The sequence below is a fragment of the Caballeronia sp. NK8 genome, assembly GCF_018408855.1.
Taxonomy (GTDB): domain Bacteria; phylum Pseudomonadota; class Gammaproteobacteria; order Burkholderiales; family Burkholderiaceae; genus Caballeronia.
Genome location: NZ_AP024327.1, coordinates 235288 through 255789 on the forward strand (window position 1 = coordinate 235288; position 20502 = coordinate 255789).

At 62.3% G+C, this 20502-nt stretch carries 20 protein-coding genes; 16 read left to right on the forward strand and 4 right to left on the reverse strand.

All coding sequences use genetic code 11. The features are described 5' to 3' along the window. The first annotated feature begins 41 nt into the window (after window positions 1-41). Together NK8_RS38725 and NK8_RS38730 are read left to right on the forward strand one after the other, a co-directional pair. Window positions 42-245, forward strand: a complete 204-nt coding sequence (locus NK8_RS38725; RefSeq protein WP_213234438.1) for a hypothetical protein — start codon at window positions 42-44, stop codon at window positions 243-245. A gap of 349 nt (window positions 246-594) precedes the next feature. Further along, window positions 595-1239: an isochorismatase family protein gene (locus NK8_RS38730; protein ID WP_213234439.1), complete on the forward strand. Its 645-nt coding sequence runs from the start codon at window positions 595-597 to the stop codon at window positions 1237-1239. Window positions 1240-1269: 30 nt separating this feature from the next. Here the strand turns inward: NK8_RS38730 and NK8_RS38735 are convergent, their stop codons facing one another. Then, complete coding sequence (locus NK8_RS38735; RefSeq protein ID WP_213234440.1) at window positions 1270-1698, reverse strand: SRPBCC family protein; 429 nt, start codon at window positions 1696-1698, stop codon at window positions 1270-1272. A gap of 12 nt (window positions 1699-1710) precedes the next feature. Next, window positions 1711-2730, reverse strand: coding sequence for an aldo/keto reductase (locus tag NK8_RS38740; protein ID WP_213234441.1), 1020 nt, complete (start codon window positions 2728-2730; stop codon window positions 1711-1713). Window positions 2731-2830: 100 nt separating this feature from the next. Between NK8_RS38740 and NK8_RS38745 the strand changes: the two genes are divergently transcribed. The 9 genes from NK8_RS38745 to NK8_RS38785 all read left to right on the forward strand — a co-directional run bounded on the left by NK8_RS38745 (window position 2831) and on the right by NK8_RS38785 (window position 13905). Beyond that, window positions 2831-3736 carry a LysR family transcriptional regulator gene (locus NK8_RS38745; protein ID WP_162068328.1) on the forward strand — a complete coding sequence of 302 codons (906 nt, stop codon included), beginning with the start codon at window positions 2831-2833 and terminating at the stop codon, window positions 3734-3736. A gap of 210 nt (window positions 3737-3946) precedes the next feature. After that, a complete protein-coding gene (locus NK8_RS38750; protein WP_162068329.1) occupies window positions 3947-4750 on the forward strand; it encodes an enoyl-CoA hydratase/isomerase family protein in 804 nt (267 codons plus the stop codon). 70 nt (window positions 4751-4820) lie between these two features. Then, on the forward strand, window positions 4821-5693 hold the full coding sequence (locus tag NK8_RS38755) for an AraC family transcriptional regulator (protein WP_162068330.1): 873 nt from the start codon (window positions 4821-4823) through the stop codon (window positions 5691-5693). Between the two features lie 281 nt (window positions 5694-5974). Further along, a complete protein-coding gene (locus NK8_RS38760) occupies window positions 5975-8971 on the forward strand; it encodes a molybdopterin cofactor-binding domain-containing protein (protein ID WP_301549932.1) in 2997 nt (998 codons plus the stop codon). Continuing rightward, window positions 8968-9783: a xanthine dehydrogenase family protein subunit M gene (locus NK8_RS38765; RefSeq protein ID WP_213234442.1), complete on the forward strand. Its 816-nt coding sequence runs from the start codon at window positions 8968-8970 to the stop codon at window positions 9781-9783. The genes NK8_RS38760 and NK8_RS38765 overlap by 4 nt, the downstream gene beginning before the upstream one ends. Window positions 9784-9851: 68 nt before the next feature. Beyond that, complete coding sequence (locus tag NK8_RS38770; RefSeq protein WP_213234524.1) at window positions 9852-10343, forward strand: (2Fe-2S)-binding protein; 492 nt, start codon at window positions 9852-9854, stop codon at window positions 10341-10343. Next, window positions 10336-11859 carry an AMP-binding protein gene (locus NK8_RS38775; protein WP_213234443.1) on the forward strand — a complete coding sequence of 508 codons (1524 nt, stop codon included), beginning with the start codon at window positions 10336-10338 and terminating at the stop codon, window positions 11857-11859. The genes NK8_RS38770 and NK8_RS38775 overlap by 8 nt, the downstream gene beginning before the upstream one ends. 90 nt (window positions 11860-11949) lie before the next feature. Then, window positions 11950-13308, forward strand: coding sequence for an MFS transporter (locus NK8_RS38780; RefSeq protein WP_213234444.1), 1359 nt, complete (start codon window positions 11950-11952; stop codon window positions 13306-13308). A 33-nt stretch (window positions 13309-13341) separates the two neighbouring features. Then, window positions 13342-13905: a LysR substrate-binding domain-containing protein gene (locus NK8_RS38785; RefSeq protein WP_213234445.1), complete on the forward strand. Its 564-nt coding sequence runs from the start codon at window positions 13342-13344 to the stop codon at window positions 13903-13905. A gap of 27 nt (window positions 13906-13932) precedes the next feature. Here the strand turns inward: NK8_RS38785 and NK8_RS38790 are convergent, their stop codons facing one another. Next, window positions 13933-14541, reverse strand: a complete 609-nt coding sequence (locus tag NK8_RS38790) for a nuclear transport factor 2 family protein (protein WP_213234446.1) — start codon at window positions 14539-14541, stop codon at window positions 13933-13935. 80 nt (window positions 14542-14621) lie between these two features. Here NK8_RS38790 and NK8_RS38795 point away from each other — a divergent pair, with 80 nt between their 5' ends. Beyond that, window positions 14622-15164 carry a MarR family winged helix-turn-helix transcriptional regulator gene (locus NK8_RS38795; protein ID WP_162069533.1) on the forward strand — a complete coding sequence of 181 codons (543 nt, stop codon included), beginning with the start codon at window positions 14622-14624 and terminating at the stop codon, window positions 15162-15164. Window positions 15165-15184: 20 nt separating this feature from the next. Here the strand turns inward: NK8_RS38795 and NK8_RS38800 are convergent, their stop codons facing one another. Then, a complete protein-coding gene (locus tag NK8_RS38800) occupies window positions 15185-16396 on the reverse strand; it encodes an IscS subfamily cysteine desulfurase (protein ID WP_213234447.1) in 1212 nt (403 codons plus the stop codon). A 271-nt stretch (window positions 16397-16667) separates the two neighbouring features. Between NK8_RS38800 and NK8_RS38805 the strand changes: the two genes are divergently transcribed. The 4 genes from NK8_RS38805 to NK8_RS38820 are packed head-to-tail and all read left to right on the forward strand — an operon-like array spanning window position 16668 to window position 20487. Then, a complete protein-coding gene (locus tag NK8_RS38805) occupies window positions 16668-17198 on the forward strand; it encodes a flavin reductase family protein (protein WP_213234448.1) in 531 nt (176 codons plus the stop codon). 31 nt (window positions 17199-17229) lie between these two features. Next, window positions 17230-18711, forward strand: a complete 1482-nt coding sequence (locus tag NK8_RS38810; RefSeq protein WP_213234449.1) for a 4-hydroxyphenylacetate 3-hydroxylase family protein — start codon at window positions 17230-17232, stop codon at window positions 18709-18711. Between the two features lie 43 nt (window positions 18712-18754). Further along, the gene (locus tag NK8_RS38815) at window positions 18755-19141 is read left to right on the forward strand and encodes a cupin (RefSeq protein WP_213234450.1); all 387 of its coding nucleotides are present in this window, start codon (window positions 18755-18757) and stop codon (window positions 19139-19141) included. A gap of 2 nt (window positions 19142-19143) precedes the next feature. Next, window positions 19144-20487, forward strand: a complete 1344-nt coding sequence (locus NK8_RS38820; RefSeq protein ID WP_213234451.1) for an amidase — start codon at window positions 19144-19146, stop codon at window positions 20485-20487. Window positions 20488-20502: the final 15 nt, after the last annotated feature.

The window sequence follows — 20502 nt, forward strand, 5'->3', positions numbered from 1 at the left end:
TCCGCGGTTTCCTCCATCGGGCTTATTCGACGCCTGCCGACATGCGCGGCGGCACGCACATTTCTGCGGCCGATGGCAGGCATCGAATAAACCTTAACGGGTACGGTCGTTCGTGGTGGGCGGCTCATGGCAAGTCCGGGTATCCGCGTCCGGAAGAAATCGTCTGGCATGACGACGCGCCGCGCGGCAAGCTCGATCTGCACGCCACACTGGAGCGAACATTCGTGCGCCGATCGACGGCGTGACAGCCTGCGCACGCTAATTTGTGGTCCAGCAGAAGGACGACATCCTCCTTGCCGTGCCGCGGAATCGTGCATATAACCTTTGGACGGCGGTCTCGAATCAACTTCCCATCTCCCGATCCATCGTACTCGGTTCGCAGACCTCTTCTCATTTTTGTGCCCGTATTCTTCGGGTGCTCGGCAGACCGCATCATTGACTTGCAGATGAGGCGGTCGCCCCATCGAGGCGATACTGATCCGAACCAGTGACTAGCAGCGACGCGCTATCGCATTCCGAGCACGAACGCTCGATATCTCCCGGGGTTGCTGGCAAAAGACTCAACAGAACTCGTCATGAATTTGGAGGCTGACAATGGAATTCAGCAAGGACGACACTGGTGTGGTTTTCATCGATCCGCAAAATGATGTGTTAAGTGAAGGCGGAGTCAACTGGGACGCGGTCGGGGCCAGCGTCAAGGAGAATGGAACCGTCGAGAATATGGAGCGAATCTTTCAGGCTTCGAAGGGCAAGGGCTATGACGTCTTTATCTCCCCGCACTACTTCTATCCAACTGATGTGACTTGGAAAATGAACGGACCGCTCGAGGCGATCGAGGCGGAGAATCGCAGCTTCGCAAGGGCGGGCGTGCTGAATCTGAAGGGATTCGAAGGTTCGGGCGCGGACTGGCTCGCGCGCTTCAAGCCGTACATTGAAGACGGCATTACGGTGATCGCCAGCCCGCACAAGGTGTTCGGTCCGCAGACCAACGATCTGGTTCTGCAGATGAGAAAGCGGAAGATCTCGAAAGTGATTCTCGGCGGAATGCTCGCCAACATGTGTGTCGAATCGCACTTGCGACACCTTGTCGAGGAGGGCTTCGAGGTCGCGGTGTTGAAGGATGCCGTCGCGGGTCCCCGACACCCGGTTTGGGGCGACGGATACACAGCAGCACTGATCAACTATCAGTTCCTCGCGCACGAGGTGCTGACAACGGAAGAAGTCGTCGCTGCCATGTGAGCGGACTTGGCCGGACCCGAAGCGCGGAGTTCAGGTGAGGAGCTTTTTGGCGAACGCCGCCGCCAGTGCCTGCAGACCGTCCCGATAGATGCCTTCGAAGAGGCTGGATGCTTCTTCGTCGCTCACGCCATCGGGAGTGAACTCGCCCGACCAGTCGACCTGCGATGCACCGCCCGCCTCGAGTTCCCGCACGTGCAACGTCGAGCGGTAGCCTGTGACTGGAAACGGCGCTTCCAGAATCGAATAGGTGTAGCTGCGCGCGCGATTGTCAAACGCTTCCAGACGTTCGACGATCACCTCGCCGCCCGGATTGGCGAGGCGCCGCACGCGGCCGCCTTCGCTCAATTCGCTGGACGGGATATAAGGCAACCAGTCTGGCAGCGAGTTGAAGCCACCGATCAGTTGCCACACCGCGTCGGGCGAAGCGGGAATCCGGATGGATGAGCTGGCTTGAGCCATGTCGATCTCTCCTTATGCGTTGGCGGGCAGCGGTGCACTTGCGGCAACGAGATGTTGCTCGCGCAGCTCGCGCCAGAAGTCCGCCGGAATGACTTCCCTGACGGCAGTGTGGTCTTCCGCGATGCGTTCGGGCTTGCTCGCGCCCGGAATCACCGCGGCAACGACCGGATTGGCCAGCACGAACTGCAGCGCTGCGGCCTTGACACTCACGTTGTGGCGATCGGCGATGACCTTGATACGCGCGACCTTCTCGAGGATCTCGGGCGATGCCTTCTGGTATTCGAAGTTCGCGCCTCCCGCCAGCACGCCCGAGCTATAGGGGCCGCCGGCGACGATCTCGACGTTTTGCGCGGCAGCGGCCGGCATCAGGCGCTGCAATGCCCGGTCGTGATCGAGCAGCGAATAACGGCCCGCGAGCAGGAAGCCGTCCGGTTTCGTTTCGGAGAGATCGAGCAGCAGTTCGCATGGCTCGACGCGGTTCACGCCAAGTCCCCAAGCCTTGATGACGCCTTCTTCGCGCAGACGGGTCAGTGCGCGGAAAGCGCCCTTGCGGGCCGATTCGAAGACAGAGAGCCATTCGTCGCCGTAGAAGTCCTGCGCAACATCGTGGACCCAGACAATATCCAGCCGGTCGGTCTTCAATCTCTGAAGGCTGTCTTCGATGGAGCGCAGCGTTGCGTCGGCCGAATAGTCGTTGACGATCTTGTTCGGGCGGCCAAATGCGAACACGCCCCCTTTCTCGCCCAGATCGCGCGAGCCGGCGTCCTCGATTTCGTCGAGGATCACGCGGCCGACTTTCGTGCTCAGCACGTATTCGTCGCGTTGGTGGCCCCCGAGTGCTTCGCCGAGACGGATTTCGGACAGGCCGGCGCCATACAGGGGGGCTGTATCGAAGTAGCGTACGCCTTGTTTCCACGCGGCCTCGACCGTTGCGAGCGCTTCCGGCTCCGGAATGTTGCGGAACATGTTGCCCAGGGGTGCCGCGCCGAAACCGAGAAGAGTACCGGCAGGCAATTTATCCTTGATGCTCATCGACTTGCTCCTTGTGTTGAGTTGGTAGCGCAAGTCTAGGATGGCGAGTTAAGTCTGTCCAAGATAGAATTTGGCAGACTTGAGTCCTCGGAGGTCTTAAATGCTGGATATTCGGCAGTTGCACTACTTCGTGGCAGTCGCGGAAGAAGAGCACGTCGGCCGGGCCGCCGAACGGTTGCATATTTCGCAGTCGCCGCTCAGCCGGCAGATCGCCCAGCTAGAAGAAAACCTCGGCCTGACGCTGTTCGAGCGCTCGCAGCAGCGCATTCGTCTGACGACGGACGGGCGGACCTTTCTTGCCGAAACCCAGGCGTTTCTCACGCATGCCAAGCGCCTCGAATCGCTCGCGCGGCGGCTCGGGCGCGGCGACGAAGGCGGCCTGTGTATCGGGTACCTCGAAAACGCGATGCATTCGGGCGTCCTGCCCGACGCGCTCCGGGATCTTCGGGCGGCAAGGCCTGACGTGCACATCGCGCTCTACAACTATCACTCGGGCGAGCAACTCACGGGTCTGCGTCAGCGCAGCCTCGACATCGCGCTCGTCTGCGAACCTCCGCCGTCTGACGACTCCGATCTCGACGCTGCGCAGGTGCTCGACGATCCCATGCTGCTCGCGATTCCCGAGGATCATCCGCTCGCCAGCGCAGAGCACATCACGCCCGATGACCTTGCGGCACAGAAGTGGATTGGCGTGACGCATACGGAGGGTGTTCTGCGGCACGACAACTTCGTGGCCGCGTGCGCGAAGGCGGGCTTCACACCCGACATCGCGTTGGAGGCGACAGAGCCGCTCGCCGCGCTCGGACTCGTTGCGGCCGGTCTCGGGCTCACCATGATCCAGCAGAGCCTGCGCCATCAGGCACCGGCCGGCGTCGTGCTCCGCGAGCTTTCGTGGTTCAGCTATCGCACCGCGCTGTGGGCCGCATGGCACAGGGTCAACCTGAGACCCCTTGTAGAACATTTCCGCACGACGTTGCTGCGTTCAAGCGACGCGCGGCGGATATGAGCGGTCAGATGAATCGCGGATGCTCGCAGACGATTACTATGACCGTGCGGATATAGCGCCATAGCCAGCTTGGTATTTTCCCGAGTCGCAAAATCAGACTCACGGGTAACTCACCGGAATTCCGGGTAAGCATGATGTCGTCAAGGCGCCGATACTTGAGCCGTGGTTCACCCAGGCCAGTTCAGGAATCGATCACCGAAGGATATTTTCATGACTCTTGCTCACCCAGCTCATTCGCTGCTCGCCGAACTCGACGGCTTTCACGTCGAATTCAATCTCGCGGATTCGCGCGCCGATATCGTGCTGGACCGACCGCCGTTCAATATCGTGTCGATGTATCAGCGCGAGCAACTGCGTCTGACGTTCGAAGCGCTCGACGCCAACGACGACGTGCGCGTGATCGTCGTGCGCGCGAAAGGCGAGCACTTTTCCAGCGGCGGCGATATCAAGGGCTTCATCGAGGCATCGCCGGAACATGTGGCGAAGCTCGCGTGGAATATCGCGTCGCCCGCGCGTTGCAGCAAGCCGGTCATCGCGGCGAATCGCGGCTATTGCTTCGGCGTCGGCTTCGAACTGTCGCTCGCGTGCGATTTCCGCATTGCAACGGAAACCTCGCTGTACGCGTTGCCGGAGCAAAAGCTCGGACAGATTCCCGGTTCGGGCGGCTCCGCGCGACTTCAAAAGATGGTCGGTATCGGGCGCACGAAGGACATCGTGATGCGCTCGCGTCGCATCACCGGATTGCAGGCTTACGAGTGGGGCATCGCGACCGAGTTCGTAGCGGATGCCGAGCTGGAAAGCGCAACGGATTCACTGGTGCGCGAGTTGCTCGCGTTCTCTCCGCTCGCGCAGCGCACCGCGAAGAAGCTCTTGAATGATACGGAAGATGCACCGCTTTCCGTCGCCATCGAACTGGAGGGGCTCAATTACAGCCGCCTGCGCAGCTCCGACGATTTCCGCGAGGGCGTGGAAGCGTTTCATCAAAAGCGCAAGGCCGCATTCAGGGGTTCCTGAGCAAGAGGGAATTCGACGTTCTTCATAATAAGCCGTGGAAAGCGGCAGCAGCATGGAGTGAGGCGAACGCGTGTCGACTGCGATCAAGATCTATCAAGGACGTTTTGGGCGAGTGGCGCTGCTCGACATGGATGCGCCGCTGGTTCAGCACGCGCATCATCATTGCCATCTGTTGATCAAGGCGGCAGGACCCGACACGTTCTTTTCCGTTCACGATGAACTCCAGCCGCTGACCGGCGACACCGCGGTGCTGATCAATCCGTGGGAACCGCATGCGTATCGTCATGTTGAACATGTCGAGCAGCGCACGGTGATTCTCGCGATGTATATCGAGCCTGACTGGCTGACCACGATCCAGCATCCGCTCGTGAGCGGCGGTCATCCGCGCTTCTTTCCGGAGTCGTGCGTGCGCATGTCGAGCCACGCGAAGAAGCGCGCCGAAGAGCTTGCAATGGAAATGTGGTGGGCCGACAGCGTCGCTGCCGAGCGTCTGGAAGGACTGCTCTTCGAGCTGATGCTTTCGGTGATCGATCCGAGCCGAAGCTGGCACGAGCTGTCGCGGCAAATGGAGTTGTCAGGCCGGCGTCCGAGCGATCCGCGCATCCGCAAGGCGATTGCGTATCTGCGCGAGAACACGGGCGCCGAGCCGGACATGAATCGTCTCGCGGAACATTGCGGGCTGTCGCGCGCACATTTCTTCGCGCTCTTTCATCGCTGCACGGGCGTGACGCCCAATGTGTATTTGAACGTGCTGCGCATGGAAACGGCAATCAACGATTTATCCTCGAGCGCGTATTCGCTCACGGATATTTCATACGGTCTGGGATTTTCGGCACCCGCGCATTTCTCGCGTTTCTTCAAGCAGAACCTGGGCATCACGCCAAGCGAGTATCGCCGCGTGGTGCAGTTGTACGAAGCGGATTCCAAACTGGTGCAGATCTGAGTAAGGCAGATGAGTGCGCACGCGATGTCACGCGTGCGTTGGATCGTCACGTCCGTCACAAACGCTTGCTTTGCGAAAAAGCATCAGACCGTAAGGTAATTCGCGCGACTGCTTGGTAAGCGAGTTGGCGCGTTCAAGCAGTACATTGAATCGACCATGCGATACGTCTCGTTTTGCACGCGAGTCACGTTGATTTTGAATATCGCACACAGCACAGGCAGGAGACACGCGTGAGCGACACCGACACCGACACCGCGCTGAAGGAACATCAGGCGCCGCCGATCGCTTCCGATCGCAACGAAACACAAGTGACGCATCGCCGGCATGTGGGCCGCCCGATGCAACGTCTCGAAGACCCCGCCATCCTGACCGGCCGCGGCCGCTACGGCGACGATATCGCCATCAAGACGGGCACGCTGCATGCTGCGGTGCTGCGCTCGCCTTACGCGCACGCTGAAGTCCGCAGCATCGACGCAAGCGCGGCGCTCGCGCACAAGGGCGTTCGCGCGGTGCTGACGCGCGACGATGTGCGCGCGTGGTCACAACCGTTCGTCGTCGGTGTGAAGTCGCCGATGGAGCACTGGGCGCTCGCGATGGATCGCGTGCGTTATAGCGGCGAGCCGGTCGCGGTGGTGATCGCCGAGTCGCGCGCCATTGCAGAAGACGGGCTCGATCTCGTCAAGGTGGACTATGCACCGCTGCAGCCGGTCGTGTCGATCGAAGCGGCCATCGCCGATGATGCGCCGGTGCTTCACGAGAAGATCGGCAGCAATGTGGTGAGCGACCGCCGCTTTCGCTATGGCGATCCTGAAGCGGCGTTCGAGAGCGCGCCGCATCGCGTGTCGATCACCACGCACTATCCGCGCAACACGTGTGCGCCGATCGAATGCGGCGTCGTGATCGCGGAGTGTCTGCCGGGCAACGAAGGCTATGACGTGACCTCGAACTTCATGGGCCCGTTCTCGCTGCATGCGGTCATGTCGATGGCGCTGAAAGTGCCCGCCAATCGTCTGCGACATAAGGCGCCGCGCGATTCGGGCGGCAGCTTCGGCGTGAAGCAGGCGGTGTTCCCGTATGTCGTGCTGATGTGCCTCGCATCGAGAAAATGCGGCTCGCCGGTGAAGTGGGTCGAGGACCGGCTGGAGCACCTGAGCGCGGCGACCTCGGCGACGGCGCGCCTGGCGACGCTCGAAGCCGCCGTCGAACGTGATGGCCGCATCACCGCACTGTCCTACGATCAGATCGAGGATTGCGGGGGCTATCTGCGCGCACCGGAGCCTGCCACGTTCTATCGCATGCACGGGTGTCTGACGGGTGCATACGACATTGCGAATCTGCTCGTGCGCAATCGTGTCGCGTTGACGACGAAGACCCCGACCGGGCTGGTACGCGGTTTCGGTGGTCCACAGGTTTACTTTTCGCTGGAGCGCTTGGTTCAACGCATCGCCGAAGAATTGAAGCTCGATGTGCTCGATGTCTATCGCCGCAACTTCATCAAGGCCGATGCGTTCCCGTATCGGGCAGCAGCGGGCGCTTTGCTCGATTCCGGCAACTATCAGGAAGCACTGGCGCGCGCATTGTCGCAAGGCGGATACGAGGAGCTGAAGGAGCGCCGCGATACCGCGCGCGGGGAGGGGCGTCTGTACGGAATTGGCTTTGCGGCGATCGTCGAGCCGTCCGTGTCGAACATGGGCTACATCACGACCGTGATGCCCGCCGAAGCGCGTCGCAAGGCGGGCCCGAAGAGCGGAGCGATCGCGAGTGCGACTGTGAGCGTCGATCTGATGGGCGGCGTGATCGTCACCATTGCTTCGACGCCGGCGGGACAAGGGCACATGACGGTGTGCGCGCAGGTGGTCGCGGATGTGCTCGGCCTCGATCCGGCGGATATCGTCGTGAATGTCGAGTTCGATACGCAGAAGGACGCGTGGTCAGTCGCGGCCGGCAACTATTCGAGCCGCTTCGCGGGGGCGGTTGCGGGCACGGTTCATCTCGCCGCGACGCGCGTAAAGGACAAGCTTGCGCGCATTCTTGCGAAGCAGTTCGCCTGCACGGAGCAGGATGTGTGCTTCGAAGGCGGACGCGTGTTCATGAGGCAAGCGCCCGATCGAGCATTGCCGTTCGCGCGCGCCGCGAGCAACGCGCCGCACTGGGCGCCCGCGCTTCTGCCCGAAGGCGAGGCGCCGGGCCTTCGTGAAACCGTGTTCTGGAACCCGCCGAACATGACCGCGCCGGACGACGAGGATCGCATCAATACGTCCGCTTGCTACGGATTCGCATTCGACATGTGCGGCGTCGACATTGATCGCGCGACGGGGCGCGTGCGCATCGACCGCTATGTGACCGCGCACGATGCGGGCACGTTGCTCAATCCCGCGCTCGCAGACGGCCAGATTCGCGGCGCGTTCGCGCAAGGGCTGGGTGCGGCCCTGATGGAAGAGTTTCGCTATGGTGCGGACGGCAGCTTCCAGTCGGGCACGCTCGCCGACTATCTGATGCCGACGACATGCGAAGTGCCGGATCCGGTCATCGTGCATCTGGAAACACCTTCGCCTTTCACGCCGCTCGGCGCGAAGGGACTCGGCGAAGGCAACAACATGAGTACGCCGCCTTGCGTGGCCAATGCCGTGGCCGACGCGATCGGCGTGACGGACATTCGCCTCCCGCTCACGCCAGCGAAGGTGATGGCGATGATCGGCATCGACGATCCGCCGCCATCGCGGCCCGAGTATCGCGAAGCAGCGCCCGCGAAGAAGCCCGTAAGCGCAGGCAAGGCGCTCACCGCGCAAGGCAAGGTCGAGCTCGAAGCAACACCCGAAGCCATCTTCGCCGTGTTGATGAACCCCGACGCGCTCGCGAAAGTCGTGCCGGGATGTCATGCGCTGGAGACCATCGGGCCGAATCAGTATCGCGCCGATGTGACCCTCGGCGTCGGGATGATCAAGGCGCGCTTCGAAGCGAAGATCGGTCTTTCCGACATTGATGCGCCGCGTCGCTTGCGTCTTGCGGGCGCGGGCATTTCGCCGCTCGGCAGCGCGAAAGGCGAAGGGCTCGTCGAACTGGAGCCGACAGCGAAGGGCACCTTGCTCGCGTACGACTATGAAGCGCAAGTATCGGGCAAGGTCGCTGCAGTCGGCGCGCGCATGCTCGAGGGCGCGGCGCAGGTGGTATTGCGGCAACTCTTCGAATCGCTCGGAAGACAGGCATCGGGCAAGGCTGTACGCGCGAATTCGTCGTGGTTCCAGCGCCTGCTCGCCAAGTTGCGGAGGTCGTCATGAAGCCAGCACCATTTGCCTATCTGCGCGCGCAAGACACGCGCCATGCGCTCGACGCGCTCGCGCAGGCCGGCGCCGATGCCCGCGTGCTCGCGGGCGGCCAGTCACTCATGGCCGTGCTCAACATGCGGCTCGCGCAGCCGCGCTGGCTCATCGATATCTCGCGCACGGCAGAGCTGGATAGCGTGCGCGTGGAATCGGGACATCTCGTCGTAGGCGCGGCTGCGACGCAGGGCAGCGTCGAGTGGCGCGAGACGCTTCGCGCCGAAGTGCCGCTTTTGCGCATGACGTTTCCGCACATTTCGCATTTTCAGATCAGGAACCGCGGCACGGTGTGCGGTTCCATCGCGCATGCCGACCCGAGCGCGGAACTGCCGCTCGCGCTGCTCACGTTAGGCGGCGATGTCACGCTGCGCTCCGCGAAACGCAGGCGCACGCTGAGCGCAGCCGATTTCTTTCAGGGCATGTTGATGACCGCGCGCGAGCCGGATGAACTCGTCGAGTCGGTGCGCTTTCCGCTTAAGGCACCAGGACAGCGCTTCGCCTTCACCGAATTCTCGGCGCGTCATGGCGATTTCGCGCTGGTCTCGTGCGCGGCGGTCGTAACGGACGATGCGATTCGCATCGGCGTGGGCGGCGTTGCCGACAGACCCGTGCTCGAGTGCCTGCCACGCCTCGAAGGCGACGATCTGCGTAGTGCATTGAACGATTTCAGTTGGAAGCTGGGCGCACGCGACGACGCGAATGTCAGTGCGGCATATCGACGGCACCTCGTGCGTCAGCTCGGGTGGCGAGTCATCAAGGAGGCGAAGTGAGAACGACCAGAAACACAGGTTCCGGCGACGCATTCAGCGTCGCGCTTGCGGAAGATGCGCCATGCAGCGTGGCGCTGGAGCTCAACGGCGTCACGCGTAGCGGCGCATGCGAAACGCGCGAGCTGCTGTCCGATTTTCTGCGTCATGAGCTGGGCGCGACCGGTACGCACGTCGGCTGCGAGCACGGCGTATGCGGAGCATGTACCGTGCTCGTCGATGGCGTGGCGGCGCGTTCCTGCCTGATGCTCGCGGTGCAGACGCATGGACGGCGCGTCGACACGGTGGAGGGACTCTCGTCGTCCGCGCAGACGCTCGGCGATCTTCAGGAAGCGTTCGCACGTCATCACGCGTTGCAGTGCGGCTTTTGCACGGCGGGCATCCTGATGTCATGCACGGATTTTCTGCGGCGCGTGCCGAACCCCGATGAAGACGCGGTGCGCGAGATGCTGTCCGGGCACTTGTGCCGCTGTACGGGTTATACGCCGATCGTCGCCGCGGTCCTTGACGTGGCGAAGCTGCGGCAGGCGCAATCGTGTGAACAGGAGGCGAGCCATGTTTGATCTCGGCCGCACGTTCATGCAAACGGTGGAGCGCAGCCCGCATGCGCTCGCGCTCGTCGATGGCGCTATCGCGTTCACTTACGCACAATGGTTCCCTGAAGTCGCCCGGGTCGCGACCGGCCTCGAGGCGCTCGGCCTCGCGCGCGGGGACCGCCTGGTCGTCGCGTTGCAGAATCGCTGGGAAATGGCGACGCTGCACTGGGCTTGTCAGTTCACGGGCGTCGTGATCGTGCCGTTGAACTGGCGCATCAAGCCCGAAGAACTCGACTACAGCCTGACCGACGCGGGTGCGAAAGCCATCGTCTATGAGAGCGTTTCCGACGAAGCCGTGACGCACAGCGCGGCTGCGCAGGATATCGTACGCATCGGGCTCGACGGCGTCGAGGGCGCAACGCATGCCTTCGATGTCCTTCGGGCAGCGACGCCAGCGCAACTTGCGACCGAAGCATCGGCCGACGATTACTCCGTGATGCTCTACACCTCCGGCACGACGGGCATGGGCAAGGGCGTGCCGCGCAGGCATCGTCATGAGCGGGCCGCGGCTCTGGCGCATGTTGCGCAGAATCTCTATCGGCGCGGCGAACGCACGCTCGGCGTGATGCCGCTCTATCACACGATGGGCGTGCGCTCGTTGCTCTCGATGGCGCTCGTCGATGGACTCTTCGTCTGTGTGCGGCGGTGGAATGCGAAGCTCGCGCTCGATTCGATCGAAGCGCACGCATTGACCTGCCTGTATCTCGTGCCGACGCTCTATCACGACCTGCTCGGCGCCCCCGAATTTTCGAAAGCGCGCATCCGTTCGGTCACGAAGCTGGGCTTTGCGGGCGCGCCGATGAACGACGGCCTGCTCAGGCGCTGCTCGGCCGCATTCGAACCGAGCCTCTTCGTGAATCACTACGGTTCGTCAGAGGTATATACGTTCAGCATCGACCAGGACGCGACGAAGAAGCCGGGCAGCGCGGGGCGTGCGGGCCTTAACACGCGTTTGCGCGTCGTCAAGCTCGATGCAACATCGCCCGGAGAGATTGCGGAAAGCGGCGAGGAAGGCCAGATCATCGTCGAGTTGCTCGGGGACGAAGCGTTCGAAGGCTACTGGAACCGTCCCGATGCGAACGCGAAGTCCTTGCGCGACGGCTGGTACTTCACCGGCGATACCGGTTATCTCGATTCGGACGGCGATATCTACGTCACCGGCCGCGTCGACGACATGATCATCAGCGGCGGCGAGAACATTTCCCCTGTCGATATCGAATCGGTGCTGTCGCTGCATCCGGCCGTGGATGAAGTCGCCGTCGCGGGCGTCAAGGATGAACGCTGGGGCCAGAAAGTAGTCGCGTTCGTCAAGCGATCCCAGCACGTGGACGAAAGCGCACTGGACGAGTTCTGCCGCAATTCCGACCTCGTCAACTTCAAGCGCCCGCGCGAATACGTGTTCGTCGATCAGATTCCGAAATCCCCCGTCGGAAAGATCCTGCGGCGCAAGCTTTCGAGCGGCGAATACGAACCCGAGCGTTAGGAAGAGCCCAGCTTAAGGCGCTCAACAGGATGAGTCATCTATCTCGTATGAATAGGTATGCGAAGTAATAACTATATTTGGAGATCGGCAATGGACGAAGTATTTCGGCGCGATGACGTCGCGCAAGGCGTGAAGGGAAGTCAGGTGGTCGTCGCGGTCATGGCCTCGTGCCTCGGATGGGCGCTCGATCTGTTCGACCTGTTCGTTGTCCTGTTCGTGGCGCCTGTGATCGGGCATCTGTTCTTTCCGTCGTCCAATCCCATGCTTTCGCTTGCGGCTGTCTATGCGTCGTTCGCCGTTACGCTGTTGATGAGACCGCTCGGCTCGGCAATCTTCGGCTCGTTCGCCGATCAGCAGGGACGCAAGCGCGCGATGGTGGTGTCCGTCGTTGGCGTAGGGGTTTCGACGGCCGCGTTCGGCATGTTGCCGACCGTCGCGCAGGTGGGCGTGATGGCACCGGTGCTCTTTCTCTTGTTGCGGCTCGTACAGGGCGTGTTCGTCGGGGGTGTGGTTGCATCGACGCATACGATCGGCACGGAAACCGTCAGTCTCAAATGGCGCGGCGCGGTGTCCGGGTTCGTGGGTGGCGGTGGCGCGGGGCTCGGCGCGTTGCTCGCTTCGCTCGTCTATCTGGCAACGACCGCCATCTTTCCGGGCGCTGCGTTCGAAGTGTGGGGCTGGCGCTGCATGTTCTTCGCGGGCATCGTGAGCTCGGTACTCGGGGTGTTCGTCTTCAATCGGCTCGAAGAATCGCCGCTCTGGGCCGAACTTGCGGCGCGCAAGCAGGCGGCGGCGCGCGCGAAGGGCGTCACGAATGTAGCGCCGGTTGCGTCGCCGCTGCGCGTGCTGTTCTCGAAGAAGTATCGCTCGATTCTGCTCGTGAATCTGATGCTGACCATCGGTGGCGGCAGCGGCTATTACCTCACGTCGGGATACTTGCCGACTTTCCTCAAAGTCGTCACGCATACGTCGGCGTCGAGCGCGGGCTGGATTCTGATGTGGTCGAGTGTCGCGGTGGTGATCGCATCGACAGCGGCGGGTCATCTGAGCACGATGATCGGCCGCAAGCGCAGTTTCATCTGGCTCGGCATTGTGCGTCTGATCTGCTTTCCGCTGCTCTATCTCGCCCTGCCACATGCGGACGACGTGTGGCTCATCGGCTTCTTCGCAATCTTGCTCAGCGCGCTCGGCAGCGCGGGCTATGCGCCGATCCTCATCTTCCTCAACGAACGCTTTCCGACGGCGATCCGCGCATCGGGAACAGGCTTGTCGTGGAATCTGGGCTTCGCGGTGGGCGGCATCATGCCGACGGTCGTTTCGGTGATCGCGGGATCGCCAGCCGATCTGCCGATGGTGCTTGCGGTCGCTCTCGTCGCGATCAGTGTGATATTTCTCGTTGGCGCGTTCATCGTGCCTGAAACAATGGGCCGTCTGAACGACGAGGACTGAGGGTCCGTTCTGTGGCTGCGCATGTCGGCACGCGTGGGAAGGCAAATCGACAACTACACGGAAAACACGCTCGACCATTTGCTGCCGCTCATGCAGCGCCGCGAACTCGATATGGTTGTGTGCCGCCTCGAATCGGTGGTGCTGACCGCAGGCTTTACCGTCACCGAGTTATATAGCGATGAGATTCTGGTCGTCGCGCCAAAAAATCATCCACTGCATCGGCACAGTCACGTCACCTGGCGCGACGCGGCGGCCTGGCCGTGGATCATGCCGTCGATGGGCTCGCCCATGCGAACCGCTCTCGAAGTCGAATTCGCCACTGCGGGCGTCGCTGCGCCGCACGTGTTGATGGAGTCGACGTCGCATCTGACCAACTGCGCGGTGGCGCGCCGCGTGCCGTGCCTGTTCGTCTCGACTCGCTTGCGGCGCGGTGAAACGGATCTGAATGGAGAGTTGCGGCAGCTACCATTGAAGGTGTCGACCGCGGTGCAGCGCGTCGGTGCGTTGACCGCCGAGCCGAGAAGCACGGCGGTGTCCGTGGTGCTGGCCGCGCTGCAGGCGGCTGGACGGGATTCGTTGTCCGCAGAAGCGAAATGACAGGCTGGCGCGCTCTGAGACCGGTCGTCAGCTCATGGGCTTCTCGATGTTCCCAGTCCCCGAGATCGGCTCGCCGCGATTGCGGGTCGTTGGTCCAATTCCCGCGAACAACGCCGACGAGTCCATTCGCGCCAACAGTTCCGTCGGCGTCAGCCACGGATAGCTGAGCGTGTCTTGCAAGGACCGAAGCGTGGCCGAGCCCGGATCGTCGATCGTATCCATGCGCTCGATGGCGATGTGCAGCCCGACGATTCTGTCGGACCCATCGCCCATGCGCGCGATGCGCCACCGATATTCGCCTCGTCCAAGCCGCAGCGCGCCGTTGTCCTTCTGTCGCATCGCGACGAGCCAGGGCATCGTGCAGATGCCGTCGGCATCCACTTGCGGCGCGGCACAGACGTAATAAGTCCGGCAACTTTCGAACCGCTCGCCGAAGTCGGCGACCAGCGTCCTGGCGATCGCCGCGGCGCCGGTCACGCTGCGGGGAAAATCGATTGCATCTGTCGCAATTTCGAACGTCAGTTCGGCGTCGGCAGCGAAGCAGTCCAAGATCAGTTCGGGCCGGTTCCGATCCTTCGCGCGGACGTAACATTCGAGCAACGATCGGGCAGAAGAGGCCGATATCGCAGCGTTCATGGCTAAAATCTCCTTTTCAAGCTTTGACGTATAATTATCTTACAAAGGTAAATGGATTAGCATCCGGGAGTTTGAGTGTCATGCCGAAGCAGAACGACGAATCCGCTCTGACGATTACCAATCCAGCGTGTCTCGTCGACGGGGCGGACACGGAATTCCGCCATTTGATCAACGGTCTCCTGCCGTTCGCTGCCCGGCTTCTGTCCGTGCGCGACGGCTTCGGAACGCTCATCGGCCTGACCGGCATCCAGTATTCGCTGCTCGTTTCCGTCGCGCATCTTTCGCACGGCGAGGCGGTGACGGTGAACCGGCTGGCGGATCATCTCCATCTGAGTGGCGCGTTCGTCACGATCGAAACGGGCAAGCTCAAGAAGCTTGGCTTTATCGATAAACGCTCGGACCCCGACGACAAACGCAAGCTGCGTCTCACGGTGACATCGGCCGGGACGAAGCTGCTTCGCGAACTGGCCGCGACGCAGCAGCGCATCAACAACGTGCTGTTCGAAGGCGTGACGAAGACCGAGTTCAAGGCGCTGTGCTCGGTCGTCGACCGGCTTGTCGCAAATGGCGATCGCGCGACGCTCGATCTCTCGCATCTGATCGCGCGGCAGGAAAAGTCGTGACATCGCCGCGGCCAGCATGATCAGTGCTCGGCCCACTGGATCGTGCTCAGGTCGATGCCTTCCAGATGCATGTCCCACAACGGACTCAGCGCGCGCAGCCTGATCACGGTCTCCTGAACCTGGCGGATCACTTCGTCAACTTCCGCCTCGGTCGTGAAGCGGCCGAGTGTGAAGCGGATCGAGCTGTGCGCCAGTTCATCGCTGCGGCCGAGCGCGCGCAACACGTATGACGGTTCCAGCGACGCCGACGTGCACGCCGACCCCGACGACACCGCGACACCCTTGATGCCCATGATGAGCGATTCGCCTTCGACGAAGGCGAAGCTGACGTTCAGATTGTGCGCGATGCGCTGCGTCATGTCGCCGTTGACGTAGACCTCATCCAGCTCCATGAGGCCCGCGAGCAGCCGGTCGCGCAGCGCACCGACTCGCCCGTTTTCCACTTCCATCTCTTCCTTCGCGAGCCGGAACGCTTCACCCATGCCAACGATCTGATGCGTCGGCAGCGTGCCCGAGCGCATGCCGCGTTCGTGACCGCCGCCGTGCATCTGCGCTTCGATGCGCACGCGCGGCTTGCGCCGAACATACAGCGCGCCGATACCTTTCGGACCGTAGACCTTGTGCGCGGTGACCGTCAGCAGATCGACGTCGAGCGCGCCGACATCGATGGTGATCTTGCCTGCCGCCTGCACTGCGTCGCAATGAAACACAATGCCTTTTTCTCGGCACATCGCGCCGATTTCGGCGATCGGCTGCACCACGCCGGTTTCGTTGTTGACCATCATGACGGACACGAGGACCGTGTCGGCGCGTAGCGCCGCGCGCACCGTGGCGACGTCGAGCAATCCGTCGTGCCCCACGTCCACATACGTGACGTCGATCCCTTGCCGCTCCAGCTCGCGGCACGTATCCAGCACCGCCTTGTGCTCTGTCTTCACCGTGACGATGTGACGGCCCCGCGCCTTGTAGAAGTTCACCGCACCCTTGATCGCGAGATTGTTCCCTTCGGTCGCGCCCGACGTCCAGACGATTTCGCGCGGGTCCGCATGCAGCAGAGCGGCCACATGGCGGCGCGCTGCTTCCACCGCTTCTTCCGCTTCCCAGCCGTAACCGTGGCTGCGCGATGCCGGATTGCCGAAGCGCTCGTAAAGGTACGGAACCATTTTTTCGACCACGCGCGGATCGACGGGCGTCGTTGCGCTGTAGTCCATGTAGATGGGGCGTGAGTTCATCGATCGTTCTCCAGTGCAGTGCCTTCTTCAACGCGAGGCGTCGCGTAGCGCAAGTTGGCCGCAGTGTAGCCCGGACACTTGCGTGCTCTGGCCAACACCCATTCTCCGGGTAGGGTTGTCTTTCATACAAAGCTTTTTTAACGAGGGTAAACGATAGCTTGAACGACGCCGATTGCTGTCATTTAATAAAAGCTATGTAACAAAGCTAAAAAACAATGATTGATGTACCCCGAAGAAGCGTCGCCGGCAGCGCGGCGCGAAGGAGAACGAGATGAAAGATTGCATCGTACGGCAGAGCGGCGATCCGCAAGTGCAGCGTCAGTTTCGGTCCGCGTTGTCCATGTTCGCGACGGGTGTCGCGGTCATCACGGCGCCGAGGCGCGAAGGAGCGCCGATCGGCATGACGGTCGCGTCGTTCAATTCGGTGTCGCTCGATCCGCCGCTGATTCTGTTTTCGGTGGACCGGCGCAGCCTCAGCCTCGCCGATCTGTGCGTGGCCGGCAGCTACGCGGTCAACGTGCTCGAAGAATCGCAGCAGGACATGTCGAACCGTTTCGCGAGGGCCAGCGGCGACAAATGGGGCTGGCGCGATGCGGCAAACGAGCCGGGCGACGAACCGGTCCTGCTTCCCGACACCCTCGCAACCTTCGAATGCGAGCCCTATGCGCAATACGACGGCGGTGACCACGTGATCTTCGTCGGCCGCGTGACGCGTCATCGCATGCGCTCGCAAGGGCGTCCGCTTATTTTCTTCGGCGGCCGCTATCACACGCTCAACGGCGTACACGCAGCGTCGGCCTGAAACGGCGGACGAATTCATCCTGGAGAACACCATGATCAAGAACGGCACTCAACACATCGCGTCATTGCGCGACGGACGTCAGGTTTATCTCGACGGCAAGGCAGTCGGCGATGTCACCGCGCACCCCGCATTCCGCAATTCAATTCGCAGCTATGCGAGCCTTTACGACTATCAGGCGCGCCCGGAGAACGTCGAGAAGATGACTTTCGTTTCGCCGGATTCGGGCAATCGCGTGAGCCGTATCTGGGAACTGCCGACGTCGTATGAGCAACTGGTCGAGCGCCGCTCCGCGCTCGAAGCGTGGACGGAACTGCACTTCGGATTCATGGGCCGCTCGCCGGATCACGTCGCGTCGTGCATCTCGGGCATGGTCATGGGCATCGATCTGTTCGAGCAATACGACCCGGCACGTGCCGGAGCGCTGCGCGACTACTACAAGTATGCCCGCGACAACGATCTCTTCCTGACCTACGTGATCGTCAATCCGCAGGCGAATCAGTCGAAGTCGGCGCATGAGCAGGAGGACAAATATCTCGCGGTGGGTATCGTCGATCAGGACGCGGAAGGCATCACGGTGCGAGGCGCGAAGATGCTCGCGACGAGCGGCATCATGGCGAACGAAGTCTTCTGCAGTTGCATTCAGCCGCTGCGTGAAGGCGACGAGATGTATGCGCTGTCGTTCGCGATTCCGATGAACGCGAAGGGCATGAAGGTGATGTCGCGCAAGTCGTACGAGGAACACGCGCAATCGGTTTTCGACAACCCGCTGTCGAGCCGCTATGACGAGAACGACGCTGTGCTGTACTTCGACGACGTCAAGGTGCCGTGGGAGCGGATCTTCGTCGCCGGCAATGTCTCGATGTGCGCAAAGCAGTTTCATGTGACGCCCGCGCACGTCTACCAGAACTATCAATGTCAGGTGCGCCTGATGACGAAGCTGCGCTTTCTCGTCGGGCTCGGTCTCAGGATTTCGGAAATCAACGGCACGAATGCGTTTCCGCAAGTGCGCGAGACGCTGGGGCAGCTCGCATCGGAAGCGTCGATGGTCGAGGCGTATGTATACGGCATGGAAGCGAAAGGGAGTGTCGTCAACGGTTATTACGTGCCCGATCGAAACATGCTGTACAGCTCGCAAGTGCTTACGCAGCAGCTCTATTCGAAGATCCTCACCACGCTGCGCGAACTCGCGGGCGGCGGAATGATCATGCTGCCGTCGAGCGTGCACGACTTCGAGAACCCGGACCTCGCACGCATCATCGAGAAGACGCAGAAGTCGCCCATCTGCAGCGCGGAGGAACGCGTGAAGTTCTTCAAGCTCGCGTGGGACGCGGTCGGCTCGGAGTTCGCCTCGCGTCACAACCAATACGAGTTGTTCTATGCGGGCGCGTCCTTCGTGACCAAGGGTCATGCGTATCGCAGCTACGACTGGCGCCGTGCCACCGGTCTCGTCGACGCCATGTTGTCCAGCTATTCGCTCGATTCGGAACTGGCGAAGACGCGCCAGGCCGCCTGAGAACGACTCAACGCAATCAACGCTTCCCCCACAGGAGAACCACATGGCAATCAACAAACTTCACAATGAGTTCCACGGACTCGACATGGCCGACGGCTGGCAGTTGCCGGAAGGTTATGCGCCCGGTTCCGGCGCACAGGAGCTGATCCTTTCCGGCGCGCTCGACACCGACAACAAGCGCGGCAGCCGCACGCGATTGCTGCGCCTTCCCGCCGGGATGTACACGACAAAGCCGTTCGTCCACGACTACTGGGAGGAAGTATTTCTCGTCGAGGGCGATCTGACGGTCGGCAATGACGAGAGAGGCGAGGGCGGCAAGCCCTTCGAAGGCTACACGTACGCGGTGCGTCCGCCGGGCGCGTGGCATGGCCCGTTCAGGTCGAACGGCGGCTGCGTGCTGCTCGAAGTGCACTACTACGATCCGGCCTGATCATGTTGCCCGCTCTCGATTCATTGCGTGCCCAACTCGTCGATGGCCGTATCGATGCCGCGTCGCTTCTCGCGTCGTGCATCGAACGAATCGGCGATGAGTCGGGCGAAGGAAAGCGCGTCTTTCCGCACGGCGCGAGTGCCGCGGCACCAGTCCAGGCGAAGGCGAGCGATGCACTGCGTCGCCATGGTGTCGCGGGTCCGCTCTCGGGCATTCCAATTTCGGTGAAGGATCTGTTCGACGTGCAGGGCGAAATCACGCGCGCCGGCAGCCGGGTCCTTCCCGAACGGGCCGCCACGCGCGACGCCGTCGCGATCGGCAGATTGCGTGCGGCGGGCGCGGTGTTCGTCGGGCGCACCAACATGACCGAGTTCGCGTACTCGGGCCTCGGCATCAATCCGCATTACGGGACGCCCGCGAATCCGTTCGACCGGCGCGCCGGGCGGATTCCCGGCGGTTCGTCGTCGGGCGCGGCGGTGTCGGTAACCGATGGCATGGCCGCTGCCGCGATCGGCTCGGATACGGGCGGCTCGTGCCGAATTCCTGCCGCGTTGTGCGGCCTCGCGGGCTTCAAGCCGACAGCCGCGCGCATCCCGCTCGCAGGCGCGGTGCCGTTGTCGTCGAGCTATGACTCGATCGGGTCCATGGCGCCCAGCGTCGCGTGCTGCGCCGCGCTCGATTCGATCATGGCGGGCCATACGGAACCCGCCGAGATCCTGCCGCTGCCGCTGAGCGGTCTGCGGCTCGCGATACCGAAGGACATCGTGCTCAATGACCTGGACGCACACGTCGCCGCCACGTTCGAGCGCGCGATTGCACGTCTGACGGCGGCGGGTGCGATCGTGCGCGAAGTCTCGTTCGACAGCTGGCAGCACCTCGCGGCGATCGGCCAGCATGGCGGCCTCGTCGCGGCCGAAGCATGGGCGTGGCACGTCGGACTGATCAAGCGTCATGCCGACGCGTACGACCCGCGCGTGATCGCCCGCATCCGGCTCGGTAGCGAGCACAGCACGGCCGAATACCTGCGCAATCGGACGTTGCGTGCGCAGCTATGCCGTCAGGCCGACGATGAGTTGCGTCCCTTCGACGCCATCGTCTGCCCGACGGTGCCGATAGTCGCGCCGCGCATCGCGGACCTCGACGAGGAACCCGCGTACACGTCGACGAACCGCTTGCTGCTGCGCAATCCGTCGATCGCCAACATGCTCGATCTGTGCGCGCTGTCGATTCCGTGTCACGCGGATGGGGACGCGCCTGTGGGACTGATGTTGATGGGCAGGCACATGAGCGATCACCAGTTGCTCGCGATGGGTATCGGTGTCGAGGCAGTCGTGCGTCCGCAATGACGCGGCGTGCTTCAA

Excerpts from the sequence above, each read along its gene's own strand:
- NK8_RS38730 (WP_213234439.1), top strand. The coding sequence starts at position 595 with ATGGAATTCAGCAAGGACGACACTGGTGTGGTTTTCATCGATCCGCAA.
- NK8_RS38775 (WP_213234443.1), top strand. The coding sequence starts at position 10,336 with ATGTTTGATCTCGGCCGCACGTTCATGCAAACGGTGGAGCGCAGCCCG.
- NK8_RS38805 (WP_213234448.1), top strand. The coding sequence starts at position 16,668 with ATGAAAGATTGCATCGTACGGCAGAGCGGCGATCCGCAAGTGCAGCGT.
- NK8_RS38810 (WP_213234449.1), top strand. The coding sequence starts at position 17,230 with ATGATCAAGAACGGCACTCAACACATCGCGTCATTGCGCGACGGACGT.
- NK8_RS38725 (WP_213234438.1), top strand. The coding sequence starts at position 42 with ATGCGCGGCGGCACGCACATTTCTGCGGCCGATGGCAGGCATCGAATA.
- NK8_RS38745 (WP_162068328.1), top strand. The coding sequence starts at position 2,831 with ATGCTGGATATTCGGCAGTTGCACTACTTCGTGGCAGTCGCGGAAGAA.
- NK8_RS38790 (WP_213234446.1), bottom strand. The coding sequence starts at position 14,541 with ATGAACGCTGCGATATCGGCCTCTTCTGCCCGATCGTTGCTCGAATGT.
- NK8_RS38820 (WP_213234451.1), top strand. The coding sequence starts at position 19,144 with ATGTTGCCCGCTCTCGATTCATTGCGTGCCCAACTCGTCGATGGCCGT.
- NK8_RS38765 (WP_213234442.1), top strand. The coding sequence starts at position 8,968 with ATGAAGCCAGCACCATTTGCCTATCTGCGCGCGCAAGACACGCGCCAT.
- NK8_RS38735 (WP_213234440.1), bottom strand. The coding sequence starts at position 1,698 with ATGGCTCAAGCCAGCTCATCCATCCGGATTCCCGCTTCGCCCGACGCG.
- NK8_RS38800 (WP_213234447.1), bottom strand. The coding sequence starts at position 16,396 with ATGAACTCACGCCCCATCTACATGGACTACAGCGCAACGACGCCCGTC.
- NK8_RS38740 (WP_213234441.1), bottom strand. The coding sequence starts at position 2,730 with ATGAGCATCAAGGATAAATTGCCTGCCGGTACTCTTCTCGGTTTCGGC.
- NK8_RS38780 (WP_213234444.1), top strand. The coding sequence starts at position 11,950 with ATGGACGAAGTATTTCGGCGCGATGACGTCGCGCAAGGCGTGAAGGGA.
- NK8_RS38750 (WP_162068329.1), top strand. The coding sequence starts at position 3,947 with ATGACTCTTGCTCACCCAGCTCATTCGCTGCTCGCCGAACTCGACGGC.
- NK8_RS38795 (WP_162069533.1), top strand. The coding sequence starts at position 14,622 with ATGCCGAAGCAGAACGACGAATCCGCTCTGACGATTACCAATCCAGCG.
- NK8_RS38815 (WP_213234450.1), top strand. The coding sequence starts at position 18,755 with ATGGCAATCAACAAACTTCACAATGAGTTCCACGGACTCGACATGGCC.